This window comes from Methylobacterium sp. 22177 (genome assembly GCF_052045615.1).
GTDB lineage: Bacteria > Pseudomonadota > Alphaproteobacteria > Rhizobiales > Beijerinckiaceae > Methylobacterium > Methylobacterium radiotolerans.
On sequence record NZ_JBQEPK010000011.1, the window covers coordinates 140,471 to 159,225 of the forward strand.

Here is an 18,755-nt window from a genome sequence, read left to right on the forward strand (position 1 = left end):
CCGGCATTCGCGCCGGCCGACCGGCGTACGGCGACCGGGCGGACCCGGGGCATGAGCGGCGATGCGCGCGCGGGTGGCCCGAAAATTCGAGCGCCCGCGCCCGGGATTCTAACCTACCTTGTAGGACGGGCGCGCCGATTGCTGTCTGTTTGCCCAATGACACATGCTGGTTCTCAGTATCTGCAGTATGTCATCACTGCCAAGGCGCCGAACGGCGTCATTCAGCAGACCAGGGCCCGGGCGGCCAGCGCGGTCGTACTCGCGAAAGCTTGGCTCGCGGCGGGTCACACCGACGTCCGGATCGTGGATCCCCTCGGCAAGGCGCTTCATCCCGAGGGCTACCGTATGGCGATCATGAAGGGCGGAAAGCCCTACCGCTGACACGGGCCGGCCGCTCGGCGGGGCGACCCGCCTCGACGCGGGGTTCGTGATCCGCGTCCTCCGCGCCGGCGGCTCCCGCGCGCGGATCGCGCGCCGTCCGAGCGCGCCGGGACGGCACCGCTCAGAGCTTCACGCCCTCGAGATAGCCGCGGTTCCAGGTGGGGCTGATCAGGATCTCGTTGACGCAGACGGAGGCCGGCAGGCGGGCGACGAACAGGATCGTCTCGGCGAGATCCTCCGCCTGCAGCATGCGCCCGCGGTCCTCCGCGGTGACCGGAACCGGCCGCTTGTCGAGGAGGGGCGTCGCGACCTCGCCCGGGCAGATGCAGCAGGACCGGATGCCGTGCCCGCACTCCTCCTGGTTCAGGCTCTCCGAGAGCGCCACGAGCCCGTGCTTGGCGGCGGAATAGGCCGGCCCCGTCAGCTTGGAGACGTAGCGGCCGGCCCAGGAGGAGACGTGGATGATCAGGCCGCCCCGCTGCGCCCGCATGGTCGGCAGCACCGCCCGCGCCGCGTAGAAGGGGCCGTTGAGATTGACGCCGACCACGGCGTCGATGCCGGCCGGCGTGATCTCGCTCCAGCCGCGCTGAGGCACGTTGAGGCCCGCCGCGTTCACCAGCAGATCGCAGCGCCGCCACGCGGCGTGAACCGTCTCCCAGGCGCGCTGCACGTCGCCGGCCACGCCCATGTCGGCCGGGACGACCAGCGCCTCGCCGCCCGCCGCGCGGACGAGCTCCGCGGTGCGCGCGAGGGCCTCCCGCCCCCGTCCCGTGAGCGCGAGCCGCATCCCGGCCCGCGCCAGCGCCAGGGCGGCCGCCTGCCCGATGCCGGATCCGGCCCCCGTCACCCAGGCGACCTGCCCTTCGAGCGCGCGCATCATGGCTTTCGGCCCCGTCCCTACGGCTTGGCGACGAGCGGGCAGCCACCCTCGGCCAGAGGGCGGAAGGCCTGCTCGGCGGGGATCGTGTCGAGGAGCTCGTAGAGGTCCCACGGACCCTTCGACTCGGACGGCGCCTTCACGGCGAACAGGTACATCGGGTGGATCTTGCGCCCGTCCGCCCGGACGACGCCCTTGCCGAACAGCGGGTCGTCGGTCGGGTTGGCCTTCATCCACGCCATGGTCTTCTGCGGGTCCGTGGACTTCGTGGCCGCCACGGCCTTCAGGTAGTGCAGGAGCCCGGCATAGACGCCCGCATGGTTCATCGTCGGCATGGTGTTGCCGTTGCGCGGGTAGAAGCGCTCCGAGAAGGCCCGCGTCTCCGGGTTGAGATCCCAGTAGAACGACTCGGTCAGCACCAGCCCCTGCGCGGTCTGCAGGCCGATCGCGTGGACGTCCACGGCGTAGATCAGCAGGGCGGCGAGCTTTTGGCCGCCGTCGGTCAGCCCGAACTCGTGCGCCTGCTTGACCGCGTTGACCGTGTCGCCACCCGCGTTGGCCAGACCCACCACCTTCGCGCCCGAGGCCTGCGCCTGCAGCAGGAACGAGGAGAAGTCCGTGGCGGGGAACGGGACTCGGGCGGCGCCCAGCACCCGCCCGCCGCCCGCGTCGATCACGGCCTTCGCCTCGTTCTGCAGGGAGAGGCCGAACGCGTAGTCGGCGGTGAGGAAGTACCACGTGTCGCCGCCGCGCTTGAGCATGGCGCCGGCCGTGCCGTGCGCGAGGGCGTAGGTGTCGTAGGTCCACTGGATCGTGTTCGGCGAGCATTGCTTGCCGGTCAGCTCCGTGGTGCCGGCCCCCGAGTCGATGAAGATCTTGTTCTTCTCGCGGGTGACCTGGCTCACCGCCAGCGCCACCGAGGAGGTCGGCACGTCGAGGATCGCGTCCACGCCGTCGCGGTCGTACCACTGGCGGGCGACGGCGGCGCCGACGTCGGGCTTGTTCTGGTGGTCGGCCGAGACGATCTCGACCTGCACGTCCGGGCTGGTCTTGGCGAAATCCTCGACCGCCATCTGCGCGGCGACGACGGAGCCCTTGCCGCCGGTATCGGCGTAGACGCCCGACATGTCGTTGAGGACGCCGACCTTGACGCGGATCGGCTCGGCGGCGGCCGGTCCGGCGAGCACGGCGATGCCGATCGCGACCGAGAGGACGCAGCTCCGGATCAACGCCATCGTGGGCCGTCCTCCGCGAATGGTTCTGTCTTTCGGCCAGGAGGGCACGCTGGCATCCCAGCGTCAAGCGCCGGTCCGCGACCGGATCCGGGGCCGGCGAGACAGGCCGCGGCCGGATGTGTCGCGCCGGCGGTGCCGAAGACCTCGGGCCGGGCGCGCGGTCGGGCCTCGCGCGCTCAGCGGTACACGGTACAGCTGTTGACGTCCCCGCTCGGCAGGAACTCGCAGTTGGTGACCGGCGGGATGATCCCGTCGTCCGTCAAGGTCGAGATGGCCGCCTCGCTGATCGGCGGCGAGGTCAGCATCACCGTGCCGAACACCAGGCTGGCGGCGGCGAACGCCAGAACGGACAGCAGCACGGTGCGCCGGAGCGCGGGGAGCAGGGCGGTGGCCATGGATGTCCTCCCGAGCGGCGCAGCGTCGGCGCCAGCGGAGAGATTGGACTCCCAGGGCTCGGGGCGCGTCCCGCGTATGGGGGAGGGACCCGTGATTTCACGCGCGCCGACCGAAGGGTCGCCGGGCTGGCGACCGCCGTCGCGCTCAGGGCCGTCGCCCGGAACGCTCGCCGGCGGCTCCGCGCCCGCTCACCGCGACCTCGAGGGGGTTCCAGGGCCCAGGCGTGGCGGTCGAGCGGCGTCCACCGCTCAGCTGTGGCGCCGATCCGACGCGCTCGGTGCATCCTCTCGCACCATCGGCGGCCGCTCACGCATTCGTGGAGTCCGCAACGCCGGCGGCGATCCACGCCCGCCCGCTCCGGTCGGAGATGCTGCCAAGCGGGCGTGGACGGCCGGCGGGGGCTTAGGCCACCGACAAGCTCGGCCGTAGCCGACGCACTTTGCCGGATGATGTCCGCGCCGCGCGGGCGCCGCGTGCAGGGCCGGAGCTGCCGGCAGACGGCCAGCGGGACGCATCCGCCGCTATCCCCCGTCACACCGGCTGGGGCGCGAGGGTCTTGGCAGAGGCGAGAACAGGCCTCAGCGCTCGAATTTCATGGTGCCGGCGGAGGGGATCGAACCCCCGACCTTCGGTTTACAAAACCGCTGCACTACCGCTGTGCTACACCGGCAGGCGCCCTGAAACCATTGAGGAAATTGGCGGTTTCGGTGCGTCAGGAGCGTCTTTGACTACGATTGTAGGCGTTTCGTCAAGGCACAGAACTCGGCACACTCCGTTCACTGCTCGTTCGCGTTGCCCTTCGAGCGAGCCCAACAGGCCGGCTCCCGAGGAAATCGGGGGTCGGCACAAGAGTCGGCACACTTTACGGCACAGGATCGAATGGCCAAGGACCCTGCGCCCGTCTCCGAGCTGTTTGAGGCGAAGGAGATCACCGACCAGGAGTTGGGAGGCTTGCCGAAGACCCGACGGGCGTGAACGGGACCTGTTTGACGGCCCGGCCGCGTTCCACCTCCTCGGCGAGGAAGATGACGAGATCGTCGCCTACGCCAGGTTCCTGCCGACGACGAGGCCACACCTTCTCTCGCACCTGTACCCTGAGATCATGCAAGGCGGCTCCGCTCCGAAGGGACCGGCGATCTACGAATGGACACGCTAAGCGATCGTCGCGAGGAGACGTGAGATGCCGGATGCCGACCTATTCGCCGCGGCTGTTTCTGGTGCCATAGCGCTGGTGGTCCATGCTCTGAATCTCGACGGCTTGCTCATCGAGTTCCATCCCGCGCATATCCCGCGGCTGCTCGACACCGGCTGGGATGTCCGACCGCTCGCCCTTCCGACCTCCTACGAAGGCTCCAAGATCGTCCCGGTCTACGCCCAGGCGACCGGCCGCACCCTGAATGCTGCGCAGGCGGCCTTCGCGGCTTGGCCAAGCGCTCAGCTTCGCCTGCCGCACGGCCTCGTGAGGCGCGGGCAGCTCGAAGCCACAATTCAGTAACGTTCGGACCGCCGAGAGGAGCACGACCGATGTCACTCGCCGCGCAAAGCGTGCTGTTCTTCCGGGTGTACCGCGAGGTCACCTTGGCCCTTTACACCACTCTCGTGGAAGAGCTCTGTAGCTCGCCAGGCTTGCCGTATCAGTTCGCCGCCACGCTTGAGGATATCGGGCAGGGCTTCATGAAGCTCGCCGACAGGGTCAACGGCGAACTCGAACGCCGTAGCCTCCTCGACCGCGAAGTCGAAGCCGAGCATACCGTCGAGGCCAAGATTGAAGCGTTTCTGGCCCGCACGTTCGTCACTCACCGGGATCCGTTGAGCAACATGCCAGGCGAGGCGGCGAACGCGGGGCTGGATTGGGCGCTCGTTGAGCAAGCGCTGAAGATCGCCCTCACGATGACCCACGATCTACCGGTTGTTCAGCCTAGCTGAACAGCGGATCTGTCGCTTCGCCTTCTCCGTGGGATGACACGGCGCAAGGCGGGCCGACGCCACGCCGAAGATCCTACCGCCTCAGGGCATCCGCCCGCGCTCGGATTTGCATAGGCACTCGCTAACGCGGCCGACCGAGCTTCGACCGCCACCACGATCGCCGAGCGTGCCGAGCTGCCCGGTCGGGAGTGAGCCGCATAATCTATCTTTGGATGGCGATCTCGTCGCCAGGCTGAATGCCAGAAAGAATTTCAATGCCATTCTGCTGTGTGGAGCCAAGCCTGACTTGTTGAGGGCGGGCTTGACCGCTCTGCCGATCGCGCACTTGGACGGTCGGGTTCGTGGCGGCATCCCTCACTGCCTCGATCGGCACGACGAGCGCCTGCGGGTTGCTGGCGATCTGGATGCGCATCAGAGCGGACATACCCAACCGAATCTGATCGCGTGTGGCCTCCCTCGAGAAAGCGGCCCGCACCTGGAATGAGGGCGATCGGCCCCCTCCATGCTCGCCATCCGCTTCGGCGCTAATCCCAATGAGGCGGGCTTGGATTGGTTCTCCTGGGAAGGCGTCGCTGCTGATCTGGGCCACCTGACCGATTCGGATGCGGTTGACGTCGACCTCGTCGACTTGGCCGGTCACCACCAGGGTCGTCGTGTCGGCGATCGCGAACATCGCTTGGCCCCGACTGACATGGGCGCCGCTCTCGATCTCCACTGCTGGCAGCCCACCCTGGCGGCCGACCGGAGGGCGGGCGAGGATGCCGTCGATTGGAGCGCGGACAGCCTGTCCCGCAGCCTGGGCCTTCAGGTCGTCGAGGCGGGCTCGCGCGTTCTGCAGTTCCAGCTCGGCCAGCCGCCGGTTGTCCGCGTTTCCGCGCTCAAGCGTCGTGTGCAGATCCAGGCTGGCACCGGCAGCACTATTGCGCAGCATATCGCGCTGCTGCACCAGACCATCATACTCGTTGCGCGAGACGATGCCGCGGTCGAGCAGCTTCTTGATCTCCGGTACCTGCCGCTCGATCACCGTCAGGCTCGCCTCCGCGGCTTCCAACACGCGCCTAGCCCGGATCACGTCCGGGCTGTCGGCCCAACGGTCGAGCAGCGCGACCGCTATCGAACTCTTCAGGAAGGCGGCCTCCGCCTCACGCAATCGGGTCTGGATCTCACCGTCATCCAGAACCGCGAGCACCTCGCCGGCCCGAACCGGATCGCCGATCTGAGTGCGCCGCTCGCGGATCACGCCGTCGAACGGCGCCACGACTGCGACGGACCGGCCCGCCGCCACCGTACCGGCCAGAGCCACGAAGGACGCCGTGGCAACCGGCACGACCGTGAAGATGCGCTCTTCGCCCGGCTGACTGAACGTCGTCGCGCTCGGGTTGGGTGCCGGCACGCCTCCGAGCCGGGTCAAGATGGCGAGCCCGACGACCGCGCCGGAGAACGCGGCAACGACGCCCCAGCGTACGTGCCGCGGTGCGAAGGCGCATGCGTGCCGTCCTGAGACGACCGCCCGGCTCAGTCCCGCAAGGCGATATGCCATGTTTCGAGCGTCGTCCCCAGCTGCAGGTCGAGCAGCGTCAGTGCGTTGAGGTAGCCAATCCGCGCGTCCAGCTGCTGGCTCTCGGCCGCGCGGAGATAGGCCTCTAGTGCGCGCACCTGATAGTTCGCTGAGCGCTCGGCTTTGAGCTTTTCCCGCTCGATCTCGACCGAGCGAGCTGCCAGATCGCGGGCGCGGCGGGCGCCCTCGAGCTGACGCCAACGTATCGCGATGTCACTGGCAGAGCCACGGACCTGCAACTCGATGCCCTGCCGGATGGTCTCGAGCTGCAGCTCGGCACTCTTCAGGCCGGTGGTCGCCTGGATGTAGGGCTGGTCGCGCCGGAGATCATTGAGGGGCGCGTTGAATACGAGTCCGACCGTGACGTCCGACAGACTCGTGCCGCTGGCGCGCGGGCCCTCATTCGTCGTGCGACCGAATGAGCGGGCGGCGAACACCGACAGATCCCAGAGCCGCTCGTTCTCCGCGACGACCAGGCCGAGTTTGCCCTGCTCGATAACCAGAAGCTGACCGAGGTAGTCGGGCCGCTGAGCCAGGGCTACCCGCATCAGGTGCGGCACATGCGCAGTCACCTGCACTGGCTCGGTGCTCTCTCGCGCATTGATGCGCGTGCCGAGGTCAAGGGCGAGCAGATCCAGCAGATGTAGGCGGGCGCCGTCATGGGCGCGCGTCGCCTCCAGGACGCGCAGGCGCTGGTTCTCGAGGTCCGCCTCGGTCTGGACGATGTCGACCTCGGGCATGCGTCCGGCCGCTATGAGGCTGCGGTTGATGTCGCGGAGTTCCTCGGCTCGTTCGACAGCAGCCTGGGCAAGCCTCGCGTCCTCTTGCGCGCGCAGCAGGTCCCGGTAGGCGTAGATCACCTGCCCGATGGTCTCCGAAACGGTGGCTTTGAGCCGCAGTTGGTTGATGCGCTCGCCGAGCCGTGCGGAGCGAACGGGGGCGAGGGTGACGTCGACGCCGCCGCCGCGCAGGAGCGGCTGGGTGAGCGACAGGACGCCCGCCGTGCTGCGGGTCCGGAGGCCGGGGCTTTCAGCAGTGCGGTTGGCCCAGGAGAAGCCGAGTGTGGCGCCGGTGGGCAGCAGCGCGGCGATCCCAGGGCTGACTTCGAGAGCGGTGGTGTTGATTCCGGCGATGCGTTGGCGCACCGCGCCTCCGGAGAGGCCAAGATGGGGAGCGAAGCCGTCCTCGGCGACGCGCAGGTCGAATTTCTGAATGATGCGATCGAGGTAGGCGCCGCGGATTGTGCGGTTATCACGCAGCGCTAGGGACACCGCGTCAGTCAACGTTAATGGAACATTGACCTCGGCCCGTTCCGTCTTTTCTGCGCCCTGATTCGGGAGAGATGACGTGGGCTTAAAGGTATGACGCGGCGTCTTGTGCGACTGCCGAGCAGCAACCGAGGACGTTGCCAGAATTGCCGCCGCCACGACGCTGACCGCCAAACCCTTGAAATGCCGCAGCCTCGCCATGCGCCTACTCGGAGCGCAAAGCAGATATGGGGTTGAGACGCGCGGCGCGATCTGCCGGGTAGAAGCCGAAAAACAATCCGACTGCCACCGCCATGCCGGCTCCGAGGGGAAGTGCCATGGGGGCAGGTAGGAACGGCCAGTTCGACGACCGGGCGAAGATCCAGCCAGCGAGGGTGCCAAGCCCGGTCCCGAGTAACGAACCGAGCGCAGACAAGACGAGTGCCTCGGCCAAGAACATGATGCCGATATCCCGGCGGCGCGCTCCAATCGCGAGGCGCAAGCCGATCTCGCGTCGGCGCTTCATGACGCTCATCAGCATCACGTTCATAACCCCTGCGCCACTTACCACCAGCGAGACAGCACCGATACCGAACAGCAATAGATCGTAAATGCGCATCTGATTTTGTAGGCCGTTGATCAGCTGTCTCGCGGTCTCGACTCGCACGCTGCCGGCTCGCATAAATGGATAGAGGTAATCAGTAACGTGACGAGCAGTCTTTTGATCGTCTGCCCCTCGGACCAAACGCGCGGCCACTCTAGTGATTCCAGGCTTCGCGATCAGTCGGTGCGCGGCCTCAAAAGGAATCACAGCGGCTCGGTTTAGATCGAGGCCGAGCAATGGACTATAGGATGTCCGCCCGAGGATTCCGATAACGACCAAAACCTGATCGCTCAACATCACAGTATTGCCGATCCGCAAAGGTCTGCCGGAGTCATTTTCGACAGTTCGCGCCAGATCAGCACCCAGAACCACAAATGGCGCATTTTTGTCGAGTTGGGAGGTTTGTCGTCCTGATACGACGGTGGCATTCATTAATCCGTACAGTGCTTCATCAGCAGCGACGAGGTTCGCATAAAGCGAAGCACGTCCGAAACGCAGCAGTGTTCCGCTCGTTATGACCGGGACGGCTATTGACAAACCTAAACCACGACAGGGCAGACTTCGAACTACATCGGCCGGAAATGTAGTGAGTTTTTTGGCATCGCTTTGAAGAAAAATACTTATAATATCGGTACCGAGTGCTTCAAATTGCCTCATCGCTTCAGCCCGCGCGTTGTGACCGACATGAAGAATCGCAATTACAGCAGCGGTGCCAATGATAATGCCGAAAATCGCCAAAAATGCTTCGCTTCCGAGCGCTCGAAGATTCCCTATTGCATCAAGAATGATTTGATTTAATCGCGCACCGCGTGCCGGCTCAATCACAACGATTGACCGGGATGATTCGGTTCGCCGTCGTCTTCATGGACGCGGCCATCCCGCATGATAATCCGGCGTGGACAGCACGCTGCGACTGCGGGATCGTGGGTGACGATCAGGATAGTGACTCCGAGATCCCGGTTGATGGCGAGGAACAGCGCCATGATGTCTTCGGCACCTCGGCTATCTAAGTTGCCCGTCGGTTCGTCGGCGAGCAAAAGAGAGGGCTGACCCACGAGAGCACGAGCGATCGCCAAGCGCTGACGCTGGCCGCCCGACATCTCGTCCGGTCGGTGGGATGCACGCTCTGCCAAGCCGACATGCTGGAGCATCGCAGCGGCGCGCGATCTACGGATGGGCCGCCTAAGCCCACGGTAGACGAGGGGTAAAGAGACGTTGTCCAGTGCCGATAGGCGAGGCAACAGGTGAAATGCTTGAAATACGAACCCGATCCGCTGGTTGCGGAGCGTGGCCATCTCGTCATCAGAGAGATTTTCTGTCGGCAGGCCGTCGATCTGAATCTGACCGTGGTCGGGTCGATCGAGTAACCCGACAAGGTTCATCAGCGTCGTCTTACCCGATCCAGAGGAACCCATGAGGGCGCATACTTCTCGGCTATGAATTCGAAGATTGACTTGCGATAGTACCGAAATAAAGTCATTACCTATTTTTTACCCCTTAGTCGCGTCTTTAATGTTCAGCATTGGTCATTCGCACAATGAGAAAATGCAGGCGGCCAATTAAATGGCATCGTCTAGCAAGCTTAAAATAGTCTTATGGATATAGATCTCACATAATATCACAAAAGTCAACAAGATATACATGCTAAATATCCGGGGATGTCTACAATATGGCATCTGATCGCAATCTCATATCGGCAGTCAAGTAATTACAGCAATTGTTTTCGAACCGGCGAAAGACCATTACTTACTTGTAAGAATTTTTTCTTGACAGAGCCAGCCAAAAGAAAAAATATCGTCCGACTCAAGTAAGAGTCGGCAACGAAACGAGATAGCGATGTCTTTCAAGCGCAACTTCGGTGCTGTATTTGCAATAATGAACTTCTTCGCCTTGAATTGTCACGGCGCATATGCTGTCGAACCAACAGGTGCTGGTTACGACGATCAGAACAGGGTCAACTATTATTATGGATATCTGTATCTTCCAAGCATCGATTATACAAATAGGTATTATTCAAATAGCGACAACAAAATCGGCCCGTCTTCTTTTAAATTAGCGCCGGGCGCAAAATCAAAGATGTCTCATACAAATTTGATTATAAATCCGACTACAAGGTGACAGTAAGACTTTGCCTTGGAAATCGATGTGCGCAAAGCGAAGGCGGTTTTGTTAAAGATACATACTTCGCCGGCGATGACGCCTCACAGTCATTCGAAATATCTTATATCATCTACGATAAAGACAATAAACTTGTAAACGTCAGCAGCCATGATCAGGCGTCGCTTGACGTTCATATCTCGTATTAGCAGGCTGCTAATGTTGAGGCGTCGCGATTATTGTCATATCGCGGCGCCACATTGCAGAATTGTCGTTCGAAAGATAACTCGCAATCCAAAATCAAGGCCAAAGATCCAGGAGGCTCTCACTATGTCAAAGGTGGAGTTGGGCAAAATCCCCTTCAAGCATTCAAAGTTGGAAAAAAACGTCACGGCAAGCAACACGGTTGAAAAAAAATCCGCTTATAGCTCTAGTGTTGACGCGAGCTCCACCAACAATGTAATGATTACTGATGATGCAACCAAAAGCTTGCGCACAAAGATCGCCGTGCTTGATCTGCAGAGGGCAGTCGGTGATCCTGAGAAGATAGTTCCACCTCCAATCGGTCCCGGACAGCCGAGCGCTGAATTATCCGCAGCATTACGGAAAGGTCTTGTGGGTCCAGAAAATTGGTTAAGCCAATCAGACTTGGAATTATTTCGGAAAGTGACCGGGAAAAGTTTGAGAAATGGATCTTTTATCGACAATAACGGTGAAAAATCTCAACTTTCTGAACCTGAAAGCGACTTGTTGAATGATCTATATCAAGCAAGGAACTATGGAATACTGGGAGAGCATGGCTTCGTGCTTATGTCCGGCAAAGATTTAAGCAGTGAAGATATTGGACATATCCTTAGATACGTCAAATCGCAAGAACCGAAAAGGAATTTAGCCTTATTAGAGCGGGCAATGGAAATAAGTTCGAGAGAAGAAAAGAATAAGGCCAAGGAGTCTACGGCACACAAAACGATAGAGTCATCCCAGATCTGAGAATAAGAACGACTTCCTTGAACAGTTTTTATCAAGATAAAAGCGAGGCTGGTTAAACCTTCGAAGCTTTCTTGCCTCGCTCGCACCACACCGACAGCTGCCGTAGTGCGTCTATCCAAGTGCGCTCGGGCTTACCCACGTCAACTGCCGCCCCCAAAGCTCGTTGTTATCAATACCGCGGCACGCGATCTATGTAGGCAGTGTCGCGGCAGGCCTTTCTGACCGTCGTGTAAAGGCGCGATGGTTCGGAAGCGCAATGGAAAAACTTTCAACTTCACAAATCAATTCTACCATCGGAAACTAACCTACTGGCAATCAAGATTTGCAAGCAGATGCTCGGCTTTCCAAACCGAAGGAGTGAGCCGCGCAGTCAGGCCCCGGTTTAAGCGTAGGCGATTGGCAGCTCATTCACTCGCGTCGTGTAGCGCGGCGTGCGCATCTCGAACTTCGTATTCCAGTCGCGCCGGCTCACCAGCCCGGCGCGCGCCGGGACCACCGCGCCGCGGCCCCAGCGCGCGTTGCACGCGTCCATCGCCGCCATCAGCGGGCCCGACCGCGCCCGGTCGAGCGCGCCGATCAGCGCTCGCGGGCTGTGCGACAGCGGTACGACGTCGTTCGTGACGATCCCGGCCTTGCTGTACCGCCACGGCCGCTCGCCGGGATCGCGCCACGTCCGCGCCCCCCCGTGCCGCGCCGCCTTGATCAGCGCCAGCGTGTCCGAGCTGTGCTCCGGCAGCTGCACCGTCGTCGAGACCGAGCGCATCGGCTCGCCCCGATCGTGCTCGCTCGTGTGGTAGAAGACCGTGACGTGATCGGTGCCCAGCCCCTCGCGCCGCAGTTTCTCGCCGAGCCGCGTGGCGTGCGCCGCCACCGCCTCCTCCAGCACCGCCCGCTCGGTGATCCGGCTCGAGAACGAGCGCGTCACCGCGCAGCCCTTCCGCCGCGCCGGCACCATCTCCAGCGGCAGGCAGGCCGCGCCGCGCCGCGCAGCTCGTAGATGATCCGCTCGCCCACCACGGTCAGGCCCTTGCGCACCGGCCGCGGGTCGAGGTCGCGCAGGTCCGCCACGCTCTCGACGCCCATCGCCTGGAGCTTGGCGAGCGAGGCCCGGCCGATGCCCCAGACCTCGGCGACGTCGATCCGGCACAGCCAGTGCGCGTAGGCCGCCGGGTCGGTCAGGTCGCACACGCCGCCGAGAACCGGAACGGTCTTGGCGATGTGGTTGGCGAGCTTGGCCAGCGTCTTGGTCGGGCCGATGCCGACGCAGGTCGGGATTCCGGTCCAGGCCCGAACCGTGGCGCGCAGGTCCCGAGCGAGCTCGACCCGCAAGCCCGGCACCACGTCCGACAGGTTCAGGAAGCTCTCGTCGATCGAGTAGATCTCCACCTGCGGGCTGAATTGCCGGTAGACCGTGTTGGTCCGGCCCGACATGTCGCCGTAGAGGGTGTAGTTCGACGAGAACACCCGCACGCCCTGGACCCGGCACAGGTCGCGGATCTTGAAGTACGGGTCGCCCATCTTGATGCCGAGCGCCTTGGCCTCGGCCGTGCGGGCGATGGCGCAGCCGTCGTTGTTCGAGAGCACGATCACCGGGACAGTGGCGAGCCTCGGGTCGAACACGCGCTCGCACGCGCAGTAGAAGCTGTTGCCGTCGATCAGCGCCACGGCGCGGCCGCGGTCGATCCGGTCGCGCTGCCGGGCCTCCGGCATGCTCACGCGCGCTGCCCGCGGGCGACATGCCAGCGGATCGAGAAGCGCACCACGCCCCAGATCACACCCTCGCCGAGCTCGTCGACCGCGAAGGCGGGCAGGTCCGGGTTGCAGAAGGCGAGCCGGGCGACGTTGCCGTCGATCACGAGGCGCTTGCAGCTCATCTGGCCGTCGACCGCCGCGACGACGATGCTGCCGTGGCCCGCCTTGAGGCTGCGATCGACGCAGGCGAGGTCGCGGTCGTAGATGCCGGCGCCCTCCATGGACGAGCCACTGATCCGCCACAGGAAGGTGGCGGGCGGGTTCGGCACGAGCCAGCGGGGCAGTTCGAGCGCGCCCTCGAGGAAGTCATCGGCGGGCGACGGGAAGCCGGCGCACAGGGCCTGCCCGATCAACGGGATGCGGACGGCGTCCGGGCTGTGGATCAGCAGCTCATCGATCTGGTGAATTGACATGTGGTTCAGGCTGCGCAGACGCGGCCGCGCGCATAACCGTAGGAGACCAGCCGCCCATGATATGTGATGTGGCGTTCCGCAGCATCGATGTCGGCAAGGGCGTCGGCGATCGCCTGCACCAGAGCTGCCCAGCCATCTCGATGCGCGGCTTGGTAGTAGTGGAGCGCGATCGCCTCGGCCTCAGTGAGACGAAACTCCACAGGTGGCTCGTGCGGCAGAGCGTGCATCGCGTCCCAATTCCCTTACAGAACATAAAGAGAACAAAGCGCAGGGATTATCGCGGTTCAACAGTCGGCTCGGAGTTGGCTCGGATAGTGGTGGATCGCTGTGGAAGGATCCCAGAAACGGCAATGTCGATCGGGCCTTAGCACTACCGAGACCGCTCGGCGGACAAGACGACGATGGCAATGAAGACGGTGTTCGCGGTGCAGTCCTTCGAGCTGCACCGTAAGCGGCTGCGGCCGATGCGACAGGAGCCCGCGCAGTCCGAGAGTGGCGCAGTGAAGAACGCCAAGAACCTAGCCAAGCGGATGCCGGGCGCGGCTACGCTGAAGTTAGCAATCGATGAGAAGACCGGCGGCTCGGAGATCGTGAGGATCTTTGGGCCGTCGGCGAGGTTCATGGCAAATTGCAAATGAGCGCCAAAGTACGTGACAACCCACCGCTTATGGGCGTAGGAGGCAGGCCAACTTAGAACTTAGGGTTGGTACGGCACGGACATGACAAGCGCCAATTCCGACGCAAACGGCCCTTCTTGGTCGACTGCGTATGCAGAAAGAGCAGATCTAAAAGCATTCGGGAGCGCTGGATTGGCGCTCTTTGCTATGGCCCTAAAATTTGGTTATGATGATCTAGAAACAATCGGGGCCGATGCCGTAGTAGATGGGCCTGATGATCGGGGATGCGATGTCATTTTTGTCGATCGAGAACAAGGCATAGCTATCGTAGCTCAGTCCTATGTTTCAACGACTTCAAAAGCCGCTGCTAATGCCGGCAAGGCTGCCACCTTACGTCAAGCTGTTTAATTTCTCGTAGAGGTCGGAATAGAGAGCGTTCCAGACCGTTTAAAAGCCAGTGCTTCACTCCTCCGTGAAGCTCTATTGGCCGGAGATATTCGAACCGTTTATGTTTGGTTCGTCCATAATTGTCCCGGATCAGAAAATGTCAAGAGCGAGCTGGCTGCTGTTGCAGAGACTGCAAACGCTATAATCCGGACAAAAACTGGAAGTAAAGATATATCAATATCTGTCTCAGAAATCTCTAGTGAGTTGCTTGAAACTCTTTATACCGACACCAGCACACCAATTCTGGTTAACGAGCCGATTAATTTTAGTGTTCCAAGCGGATTTACATTCGAAGAGGGCGACTGGAACTGCTTTGTCGCGCCCATACCACTAAAAATGCTCAAAGATCTATACGACAAGCATAGCACAAACCTCTTCTCTGCGAATGTTCGTGACTTTCTGGGCATGAAGTCCGGGGAATCGAATATCAACTTCCAAATGCGTAGGTCATTAACGGAAAAGCCACAAAATTTCTTCGTTTACAATAATGGACTGACCGTTCTTACTCACAAGATTGAGGCAGAACAGCTAGATGGGAGACTTGAAGTTTCCGTGAAGGGCTTCTCTATTGTCAATGGAGCTCAGACAACCGGCACAATTGGAACTTCGAAAGACACTTCTCCTACGGGATTTGTGCTCGCTCGGTTTATTTCTACTAGCAATGAGGATCTAGTTGCCGATGTAGTTCGATATAATAATTCACAGAATGCAGTAACCGCTTCTGATTTCAGAAGCACAGACCCTATACAGCGCAGGCTTGTTCAAGAAATGCGCGAAATTCCAGATGCTGAGTATGACGGAGGGCGGCGCGGAGGCGTCTCTGCTGCAATCAAGAGGCGGCCAAAGCTACTACCGTCATATTCTGTCGGGCAGGCTTTGGCTGCTGTTCACGGTGATCCTACTGTTGCATATAATGAGAAGTCGGCGCTTTGGTCAAAGGATGCGCTATATAGTCGATATTTTTGTGAAGAACTAAACGCCAAGCACATTGTGTTTTGCTATGGTCTTCTTCGTGCCATTGAGAATGAGAAGAGTCAGCTAAGATCGCGGGAGACCGCTGGCAGTCCAGCGCTATCTAGCGCGGAAGTTGCGAAATTGGATTTTTATAGAAAGCGAGGCTCTGTCTTTCTGTTGGCCGCAGCAATAGGCCATTGCCTTGAGACAATCACTGATCGAGTGGTGCCGAGCCGATTTCTGCTATCATTCGGAAGCAAGATCTCGCCAGACCAGTCTGTCCAATTATGGACACCTCCAGTCGTGGCTTTGTCGAGCCTCCATGCCCAACTCGCGGGGGCTTTCAGCGACGGTCTAAAGAACGCTGAGAAGGTTAAGGATGTTCTTTCTCAATATTCACAGTTTGTTGCCGGCTTGAAAGAGCTATACGCTCCCATGTTTGCAGCGATCAGAGAGGGGATTACCTTTCATAATGCGACGGTCAAGGCGGATTTTATAAATAAATCGAAATAAAAATTGGAATAATTGTTTTTCTCGTGCGCGTTAGGCCGGACGGGCGTCAACATTTTGCGCTGTTGGCGCCCCCGGCTCGCGTGAATGAGGTCTTAGCGGTGATACAAGATTCGTCGTGCCGAATTTTAAAGCGCGACGCTTTCCGCCGAGCAAACTAATATGCCAACCTTGTGGTTTTGGTTGTGACGGAAAAATCTTGCGCATCATCGGACAGTTAAGGCTATCATCTCACCGCCCCGCCAAACCGACCTTAGCCAGCACGATCCCCCCGAAGGCCAGCAGCGCCGCCGAGGCCAGCCCCCAGCCGATCTTGCGCAGGTCCCGGACCTGCCCGGTGACCTCGGCCAGCCCCTTGGCCGCCTCAGCCTTGGCGCCGTCCACCGCCTTGTCGATCCGCCGCTCAATCTCGTCGCGGGCCACGAAGTGCTCGATGTCGCGCCGGTAGGCCACGCCTTCGAGCTTCTCGTCCATCCGGTCGAGCGTAAGCGCTGTCTGGGCGGCACCTTCCGGCAGTCGGTGTGAAGGCGACATACGGAGCGGAATGGGAGCTCCGTCACATGTCGATGTCAGGGCGTATGGCTATGTCGGAGCCGATCCGGCGCCTGGAGCTGTTCACCGGGGCCGGCCGGCGGCGCACGTGGTCTGATAAAGAAAAGGCCGCCATCGTCGCCGAGAGCGATGGGCAGGGCACCTCGATCAGCGCCGTGGCGCGCCGGCATGGATTGAGCGCCTCGCAGCTGTTCACGTGGCGACGCCTGATGCGTCAGGTTGGGAGACACGACGGCGAGCGCCCACTGCAGTTCGTGCCGGCCGTGATGAGTGTGGGACCACAGGAGCCGACGACTGCCGAGATGAGCCCCGGGGTGGGGGAGCGATGCGGCTGCCACGGCATCGAAGTCGAGATCGCAGGTGCCACGGTCCGCATCGCTCAGGACGCGAGCGCGGCTCAGATCGCCGCGGTGATCCGGGCGCTGAAGGCTCCCCTATGATCGGGCCCTCCGGCGCGGTGCGCGTGATGCTGGCCACACGGCCTGTGGACTTCCGCAAGGGCATGGACGGGCTGGCCGCTCTGGTCCGGGACGCAATGGGCGCGGACCCATTCTCCGGCACGGTCTACGTGTTCCGGTCAAAACGCGCTGATCGGGTGAAGCTCCTGGTCTGGGATGGAAGCGGGCTGGTCCTCGCGACCAAGCGTCTGGAGGCGGGTCAGTTCTGTTGGCCGAAGATCGAGGACGGCGTGATCCGGCTGAGTGCGGCGCAGCTCGCGGCGCTCGTCGAAGGCTTGGACTGGAAGCGCGTCCATGCAGCGCGTGCCGTGAGCGTGCCGGCGGTTGCCGGCTGAGCAAAAAGGCTGGCCAGCGGGCTTCATCGCAGTGGTAAGTCACTGGCGGATCTGCTCTCATCTGCTTCGTGGCCGCGCCTGCTTCGCCCTCGTCCGACGATCCCGAGACGCTCAAGGCGCTGCTCGCCGAGGAGCGCGCCGAGAACGAGCGGCTGCGCCAGATCATCCTGGCGATGCAGCGCCACCGCTTCGGCCGCCGCGCCGAGAGCCTGCCGGAGGATCAGCTCCTGCTCGGGCTGGAGGAGGCCGAGCAGGTCGAGGCCGCGGGCTTTGCCGCCGAGGAGAATGAACCGACCAAGCAGGAGGCGCGGAGGGCCAAGCGGCGCACGAAACGTGGGGCGCTGCCCGCCCACTTGCCGCGAGTCGAGCACGTGATCGATGTCGACAGCCTCGTCTGCCCGTGCTGCTCGGGTGCCCTGCATCGGATCGGCGAGGACGTATCCGAGCGCCTCGACGTGGTGCCGGTGCAGTTCCGGGTGCTGGTGATCCGCCGCCCACGCTACGCTTGCCGCGCCTGCGGGGACGCAATCGTGCAGGCACCCGCGCCGGCGCGGCTGATCGAGGGCGGCCTACCGACCGACGCTCTGGTCGCGCAGGTGCTCGTCTCCAAATACGCCGACCACCTGCCGCTGTATCGACAGGCGCAGATCTTCGCCCGCCAGGGCGTCAGCCTCGACCGCTCGACGCTGGCCGACTGGGTCGGGCGCGCCGCCTTCCTCCTCCGGCCCGTGCACGCGCGGCTCCTGGAGACGCTCAAACGCTCTGGCAAGCTGTTTGCCGACGAGACCACGGCACCGGTGCTCGATCCGGGCCGCGGCCGCACCAAGACCGGCCAGCTCTGGGCGTATGCGCGCGACGACCGGCCCTGGGGTGGGACGGATCCGCCCGGCGTCGCCTACGTGTACGCGCCCGACCGCACGGCTGGACGACCGATCGCGCATCTCTCCGGATTTGCAGGCGTGCTGCAGGTCGACGGCTACGCGGCCTACGAGAGCTTAGCCAAGGGCGGCGCAGTGCGGCTGGCCCACTGCTGGAGCCATGTGCGTCGGCAATTCTATGACCTTGCCGCGGCCTCGCCGATCGCCACAGAGGCGCTGTCGCGCATCTCCGTGCTCTACCGGATCGAGGCCGAGATCCGCGGGCGTCCGGCCGAGGAGCGACGGGCGGCCCGTCAGGAGCGAAGCCGGCCGGTGATCGAAGCGCTGGAGCCGTGGCTGCGGGAGAAGCTCGACCTCCTGAGCCGCAAGAGCAACCTCGCGGAGGCGATCCGCTACGCCCTGAGCCGCTGGGCGGGGCTGAGCCTGTTCCTCGCCGACGGGCGCGTCGAGATCGACTCCAACACCGTCGAGCGCGCGATCCGGCCGCTGGCTTTGAACCGGAAGAATGCCCTGTTTGCTGGTTCGGAC

General features: G+C 62.5%; 23 protein-coding genes, 1 tRNA gene and 1 pseudogene. 13 read left to right on the plus strand and 12 right to left on the minus strand.

Annotated features, from left to right (window positions below):
• Positions 1-51 precede the first annotated feature (51 nt).
• A complete protein-coding gene (locus tag ACTJK8_RS13140) occupies positions 52-381 on the plus strand; it encodes a hypothetical protein (protein WP_234740832.1) in 330 nt (109 codons plus the stop codon).
• Positions 382-502: 121 nt separating this feature from the next.
• Here the strand turns inward: ACTJK8_RS13140 and ACTJK8_RS13145 are convergent, their stop codons facing one another.
• The 4 genes from ACTJK8_RS13145 to ACTJK8_RS13160 all read right to left on the minus strand — a co-directional run bounded on the left by ACTJK8_RS13145 (position 503) and on the right by ACTJK8_RS13160 (position 3,559).
• Positions 503-1,261: an SDR family oxidoreductase gene (locus ACTJK8_RS13145; protein ID WP_012320951.1), complete on the minus strand. Its 759-nt coding sequence runs from the start codon at positions 1,259-1,261 to the stop codon at positions 503-505.
• A gap of 17 nt (positions 1,262-1,278) precedes the next feature.
• Positions 1,279-2,493 (minus strand): ABC transporter substrate-binding protein, encoded by a 1,215-nt coding sequence (locus tag ACTJK8_RS13150; protein WP_012320950.1) that lies wholly within the window; start codon positions 2,491-2,493, stop codon positions 1,279-1,281.
• A gap of 176 nt (positions 2,494-2,669) precedes the next feature.
• Positions 2,670-2,888, minus strand: coding sequence for a hypothetical protein (locus tag ACTJK8_RS13155; protein ID WP_012320949.1), 219 nt, complete (start codon positions 2,886-2,888; stop codon positions 2,670-2,672).
• A 596-nt stretch (positions 2,889-3,484) separates the two neighbouring features.
• A tRNA-Thr gene (locus tag ACTJK8_RS13160) sits at positions 3,485-3,559 on the minus strand.
• A 243-nt stretch (positions 3,560-3,802) separates the two neighbouring features.
• Between ACTJK8_RS13160 and ACTJK8_RS13165 the strand changes: the two genes are divergently transcribed.
• The 3 genes from ACTJK8_RS13165 to ACTJK8_RS13175 are packed head-to-tail and all read left to right on the plus strand — an operon-like array spanning position 3,803 to position 4,815.
• Complete coding sequence (locus tag ACTJK8_RS13165) at positions 3,803-4,045, plus strand: acyl-homoserine-lactone synthase (protein WP_440762038.1); 243 nt, start codon at positions 3,803-3,805, stop codon at positions 4,043-4,045.
• Positions 4,046-4,069: 24 nt separating this feature from the next.
• Positions 4,070-4,384, plus strand: a complete 315-nt coding sequence (locus tag ACTJK8_RS13170) for a hypothetical protein (RefSeq protein WP_440762039.1) — start codon at positions 4,070-4,072, stop codon at positions 4,382-4,384.
• Positions 4,385-4,413: 29 nt separating this feature from the next.
• A complete protein-coding gene (locus tag ACTJK8_RS13175) occupies positions 4,414-4,815 on the plus strand; it encodes a hypothetical protein (RefSeq protein WP_440762040.1) in 402 nt (133 codons plus the stop codon).
• Positions 4,816-5,017: 202 nt separating this feature from the next.
• On the opposite strand, the gene ACTJK8_RS13180 is transcribed toward ACTJK8_RS13175, so the two are convergent.
• The 4 genes from ACTJK8_RS13180 to ACTJK8_RS13195 all read right to left on the minus strand — a co-directional run bounded on the left by ACTJK8_RS13180 (position 5,018) and on the right by ACTJK8_RS13195 (position 9,711).
• Positions 5,018-6,208 carry an efflux RND transporter periplasmic adaptor subunit gene (locus ACTJK8_RS13180; protein ID WP_440762041.1) on the minus strand — a complete coding sequence of 397 codons (1,191 nt, stop codon included), beginning with the start codon at positions 6,206-6,208 and terminating at the stop codon, positions 5,018-5,020.
• A gap of 122 nt (positions 6,209-6,330) precedes the next feature.
• The gene (locus ACTJK8_RS13185; RefSeq protein ID WP_440762042.1) at positions 6,331-7,842 is read right to left on the minus strand and encodes a TolC family protein; all 1,512 of its coding nucleotides are present in this window, start codon (positions 7,840-7,842) and stop codon (positions 6,331-6,333) included.
• Positions 7,843-7,846: 4 nt separating this feature from the next.
• Positions 7,847-9,049, minus strand: coding sequence for an ABC transporter permease (locus ACTJK8_RS13190; RefSeq protein WP_440762043.1), 1,203 nt, complete (start codon positions 9,047-9,049; stop codon positions 7,847-7,849).
• A complete protein-coding gene (locus tag ACTJK8_RS13195) occupies positions 9,046-9,711 on the minus strand; it encodes an ABC transporter ATP-binding protein (RefSeq protein ID WP_440762056.1) in 666 nt (221 codons plus the stop codon). Before ACTJK8_RS13195 ends, ACTJK8_RS13190 begins: the two co-directional genes overlap by 4 nt.
• A 349-nt stretch (positions 9,712-10,060) precedes the next feature.
• On the opposite strand from ACTJK8_RS13195, the gene ACTJK8_RS13200 reads away from it, so the two are divergent.
• The 3 genes from ACTJK8_RS13200 (at position 10,061) to ACTJK8_RS13210 (ending at position 11,311) form a co-directional block, all read left to right on the plus strand.
• Positions 10,061-10,342, plus strand: a complete 282-nt coding sequence (locus tag ACTJK8_RS13200) for a hypothetical protein (RefSeq protein ID WP_440762044.1) — start codon at positions 10,061-10,063, stop codon at positions 10,340-10,342.
• Positions 10,339-10,530 carry a flagellar protein FlhE gene (locus ACTJK8_RS13205; protein WP_440762045.1) on the plus strand — a complete coding sequence of 64 codons (192 nt, stop codon included), beginning with the start codon at positions 10,339-10,341 and terminating at the stop codon, positions 10,528-10,530. The genes ACTJK8_RS13200 and ACTJK8_RS13205 overlap by 4 nt, the downstream gene beginning before the upstream one ends.
• A gap of 121 nt (positions 10,531-10,651) precedes the next feature.
• Positions 10,652-11,311 (plus strand): hypothetical protein, encoded by a 660-nt coding sequence (locus ACTJK8_RS13210; RefSeq protein ID WP_440762046.1) that lies wholly within the window; start codon positions 10,652-10,654, stop codon positions 11,309-11,311.
• A 382-nt stretch (positions 11,312-11,693) separates the two neighbouring features.
• Here the strand turns inward: ACTJK8_RS13210 and ACTJK8_RS13215 are convergent.
• The 3 genes and pseudogenes from ACTJK8_RS13215 to ACTJK8_RS13225 all read right to left on the minus strand — a co-directional run bounded on the left by ACTJK8_RS13215 (position 11,694) and on the right by ACTJK8_RS13225 (position 13,676).
• Positions 11,694-13,027: pseudogene (locus ACTJK8_RS13215) on the minus strand (Y-family DNA polymerase).
• Complete coding sequence (locus ACTJK8_RS13220; protein ID WP_440762047.1) at positions 13,024-13,476, minus strand: LexA family protein; 453 nt, start codon at positions 13,474-13,476, stop codon at positions 13,024-13,026. The pseudogene ACTJK8_RS13215 and the gene ACTJK8_RS13220 overlap by 4 nt, the downstream one beginning before the upstream one ends.
• Positions 13,477-13,481: 5 nt before the next feature.
• Positions 13,482-13,676 carry a hypothetical protein gene (locus ACTJK8_RS13225; RefSeq protein ID WP_440762048.1) on the minus strand — a complete coding sequence of 65 codons (195 nt, stop codon included), beginning with the start codon at positions 13,674-13,676 and terminating at the stop codon, positions 13,482-13,484.
• 201 nt (positions 13,677-13,877) lie between these two features.
• On the opposite strand from ACTJK8_RS13225, the gene ACTJK8_RS13230 reads away from it, so the two are divergent.
• From ACTJK8_RS13230 to ACTJK8_RS13240, 3 genes are all read left to right on the plus strand, one after another.
• A complete protein-coding gene (locus tag ACTJK8_RS13230; RefSeq protein WP_440762049.1) occupies positions 13,878-14,114 on the plus strand; it encodes a hypothetical protein in 237 nt (78 codons plus the stop codon).
• A gap of 171 nt (positions 14,115-14,285) precedes the next feature.
• Positions 14,286-14,501, plus strand: a complete 216-nt coding sequence (locus ACTJK8_RS13235) for a hypothetical protein (protein WP_440762050.1) — start codon at positions 14,286-14,288, stop codon at positions 14,499-14,501.
• Between the two features lie 75 nt (positions 14,502-14,576).
• Positions 14,577-16,007, plus strand: coding sequence for an AIPR family protein (locus ACTJK8_RS13240; protein ID WP_440762051.1), 1,431 nt, complete (start codon positions 14,577-14,579; stop codon positions 16,005-16,007).
• Positions 16,008-16,235: 228 nt separating this feature from the next.
• Here ACTJK8_RS13240 and ACTJK8_RS13245 read toward each other — a convergent pair whose 3' ends face one another.
• Positions 16,236-16,478, minus strand: a complete 243-nt coding sequence (locus ACTJK8_RS13245) for a hypothetical protein (RefSeq protein ID WP_440762052.1) — start codon at positions 16,476-16,478, stop codon at positions 16,236-16,238.
• Positions 16,479-16,588: 110 nt separating this feature from the next.
• Here ACTJK8_RS13245 and tnpA point away from each other — a divergent pair, with 110 nt between their 5' ends.
• The 3 genes from tnpA to tnpC form a co-directional block, all read left to right on the plus strand.
• On the plus strand, positions 16,589-16,996 hold the full coding sequence (gene tnpA, locus ACTJK8_RS13250; protein ID WP_209650095.1) for an IS66-like element accessory protein TnpA: 408 nt from the start codon (positions 16,589-16,591) through the stop codon (positions 16,994-16,996).
• Entirely contained in the window at positions 16,993-17,349 is a 357-nt protein-coding gene (gene tnpB, locus ACTJK8_RS13255; RefSeq protein WP_043072964.1) for an IS66 family insertion sequence element accessory protein TnpB, read from the plus strand. Before tnpA ends, tnpB begins: the two co-directional genes overlap by 4 nt.
• Positions 17,350-17,417: 68 nt before the next feature.
• The coding region (gene tnpC, locus ACTJK8_RS13260) for an IS66 family transposase (RefSeq protein ID WP_440762053.1) at positions 17,418-18,755 on the plus strand (1,338 nt) is incomplete at its 3' end.

Coding starts and splice junctions, on each gene's coding strand:
- ACTJK8_RS13140 (WP_234740832.1), top strand. CDS start 52: ATGAGCGGCGATGCGCGCGCGGGTGGCCCGAAAATTCGAGCGCCCGCG.
- ACTJK8_RS13145 (WP_012320951.1), bottom strand. CDS start 1,261: ATGATGCGCGCGCTCGAAGGGCAGGTCGCCTGGGTGACGGGGGCCGGA.
- ACTJK8_RS13150 (WP_012320950.1), bottom strand. CDS start 2,493: ATGGCGTTGATCCGGAGCTGCGTCCTCTCGGTCGCGATCGGCATCGCC.
- ACTJK8_RS13155 (WP_012320949.1), bottom strand. CDS start 2,888: ATGGCCACCGCCCTGCTCCCCGCGCTCCGGCGCACCGTGCTGCTGTCC.
- ACTJK8_RS13170 (WP_440762039.1), top strand. CDS start 4,070: ATGCCGGATGCCGACCTATTCGCCGCGGCTGTTTCTGGTGCCATAGCG.
- ACTJK8_RS13175 (WP_440762040.1), top strand. CDS start 4,414: ATGTCACTCGCCGCGCAAAGCGTGCTGTTCTTCCGGGTGTACCGCGAG.
- ACTJK8_RS13185 (WP_440762042.1), bottom strand. CDS start 7,842: ATGGCGAGGCTGCGGCATTTCAAGGGTTTGGCGGTCAGCGTCGTGGCG.
- ACTJK8_RS13200 (WP_440762044.1), top strand. CDS start 10,061: ATGTCTTTCAAGCGCAACTTCGGTGCTGTATTTGCAATAATGAACTTC.
- ACTJK8_RS13210 (WP_440762046.1), top strand. CDS start 10,652: ATGTCAAAGGTGGAGTTGGGCAAAATCCCCTTCAAGCATTCAAAGTTG.
- ACTJK8_RS13220 (WP_440762047.1), bottom strand. CDS start 13,476: ATGTCAATTCACCAGATCGATGAGCTGCTGATCCACAGCCCGGACGCC.
- ACTJK8_RS13230 (WP_440762049.1), top strand. CDS start 13,878: ATGGCAATGAAGACGGTGTTCGCGGTGCAGTCCTTCGAGCTGCACCGT.
- ACTJK8_RS13245 (WP_440762052.1), bottom strand. CDS start 16,478: ATGGACGAGAAGCTCGAAGGCGTGGCCTACCGGCGCGACATCGAGCAC.
- tnpA (WP_209650095.1), top strand. CDS start 16,589: ATGTCGGAGCCGATCCGGCGCCTGGAGCTGTTCACCGGGGCCGGCCGG.
- tnpB (WP_043072964.1), top strand. CDS start 16,993: ATGATCGGGCCCTCCGGCGCGGTGCGCGTGATGCTGGCCACACGGCCT.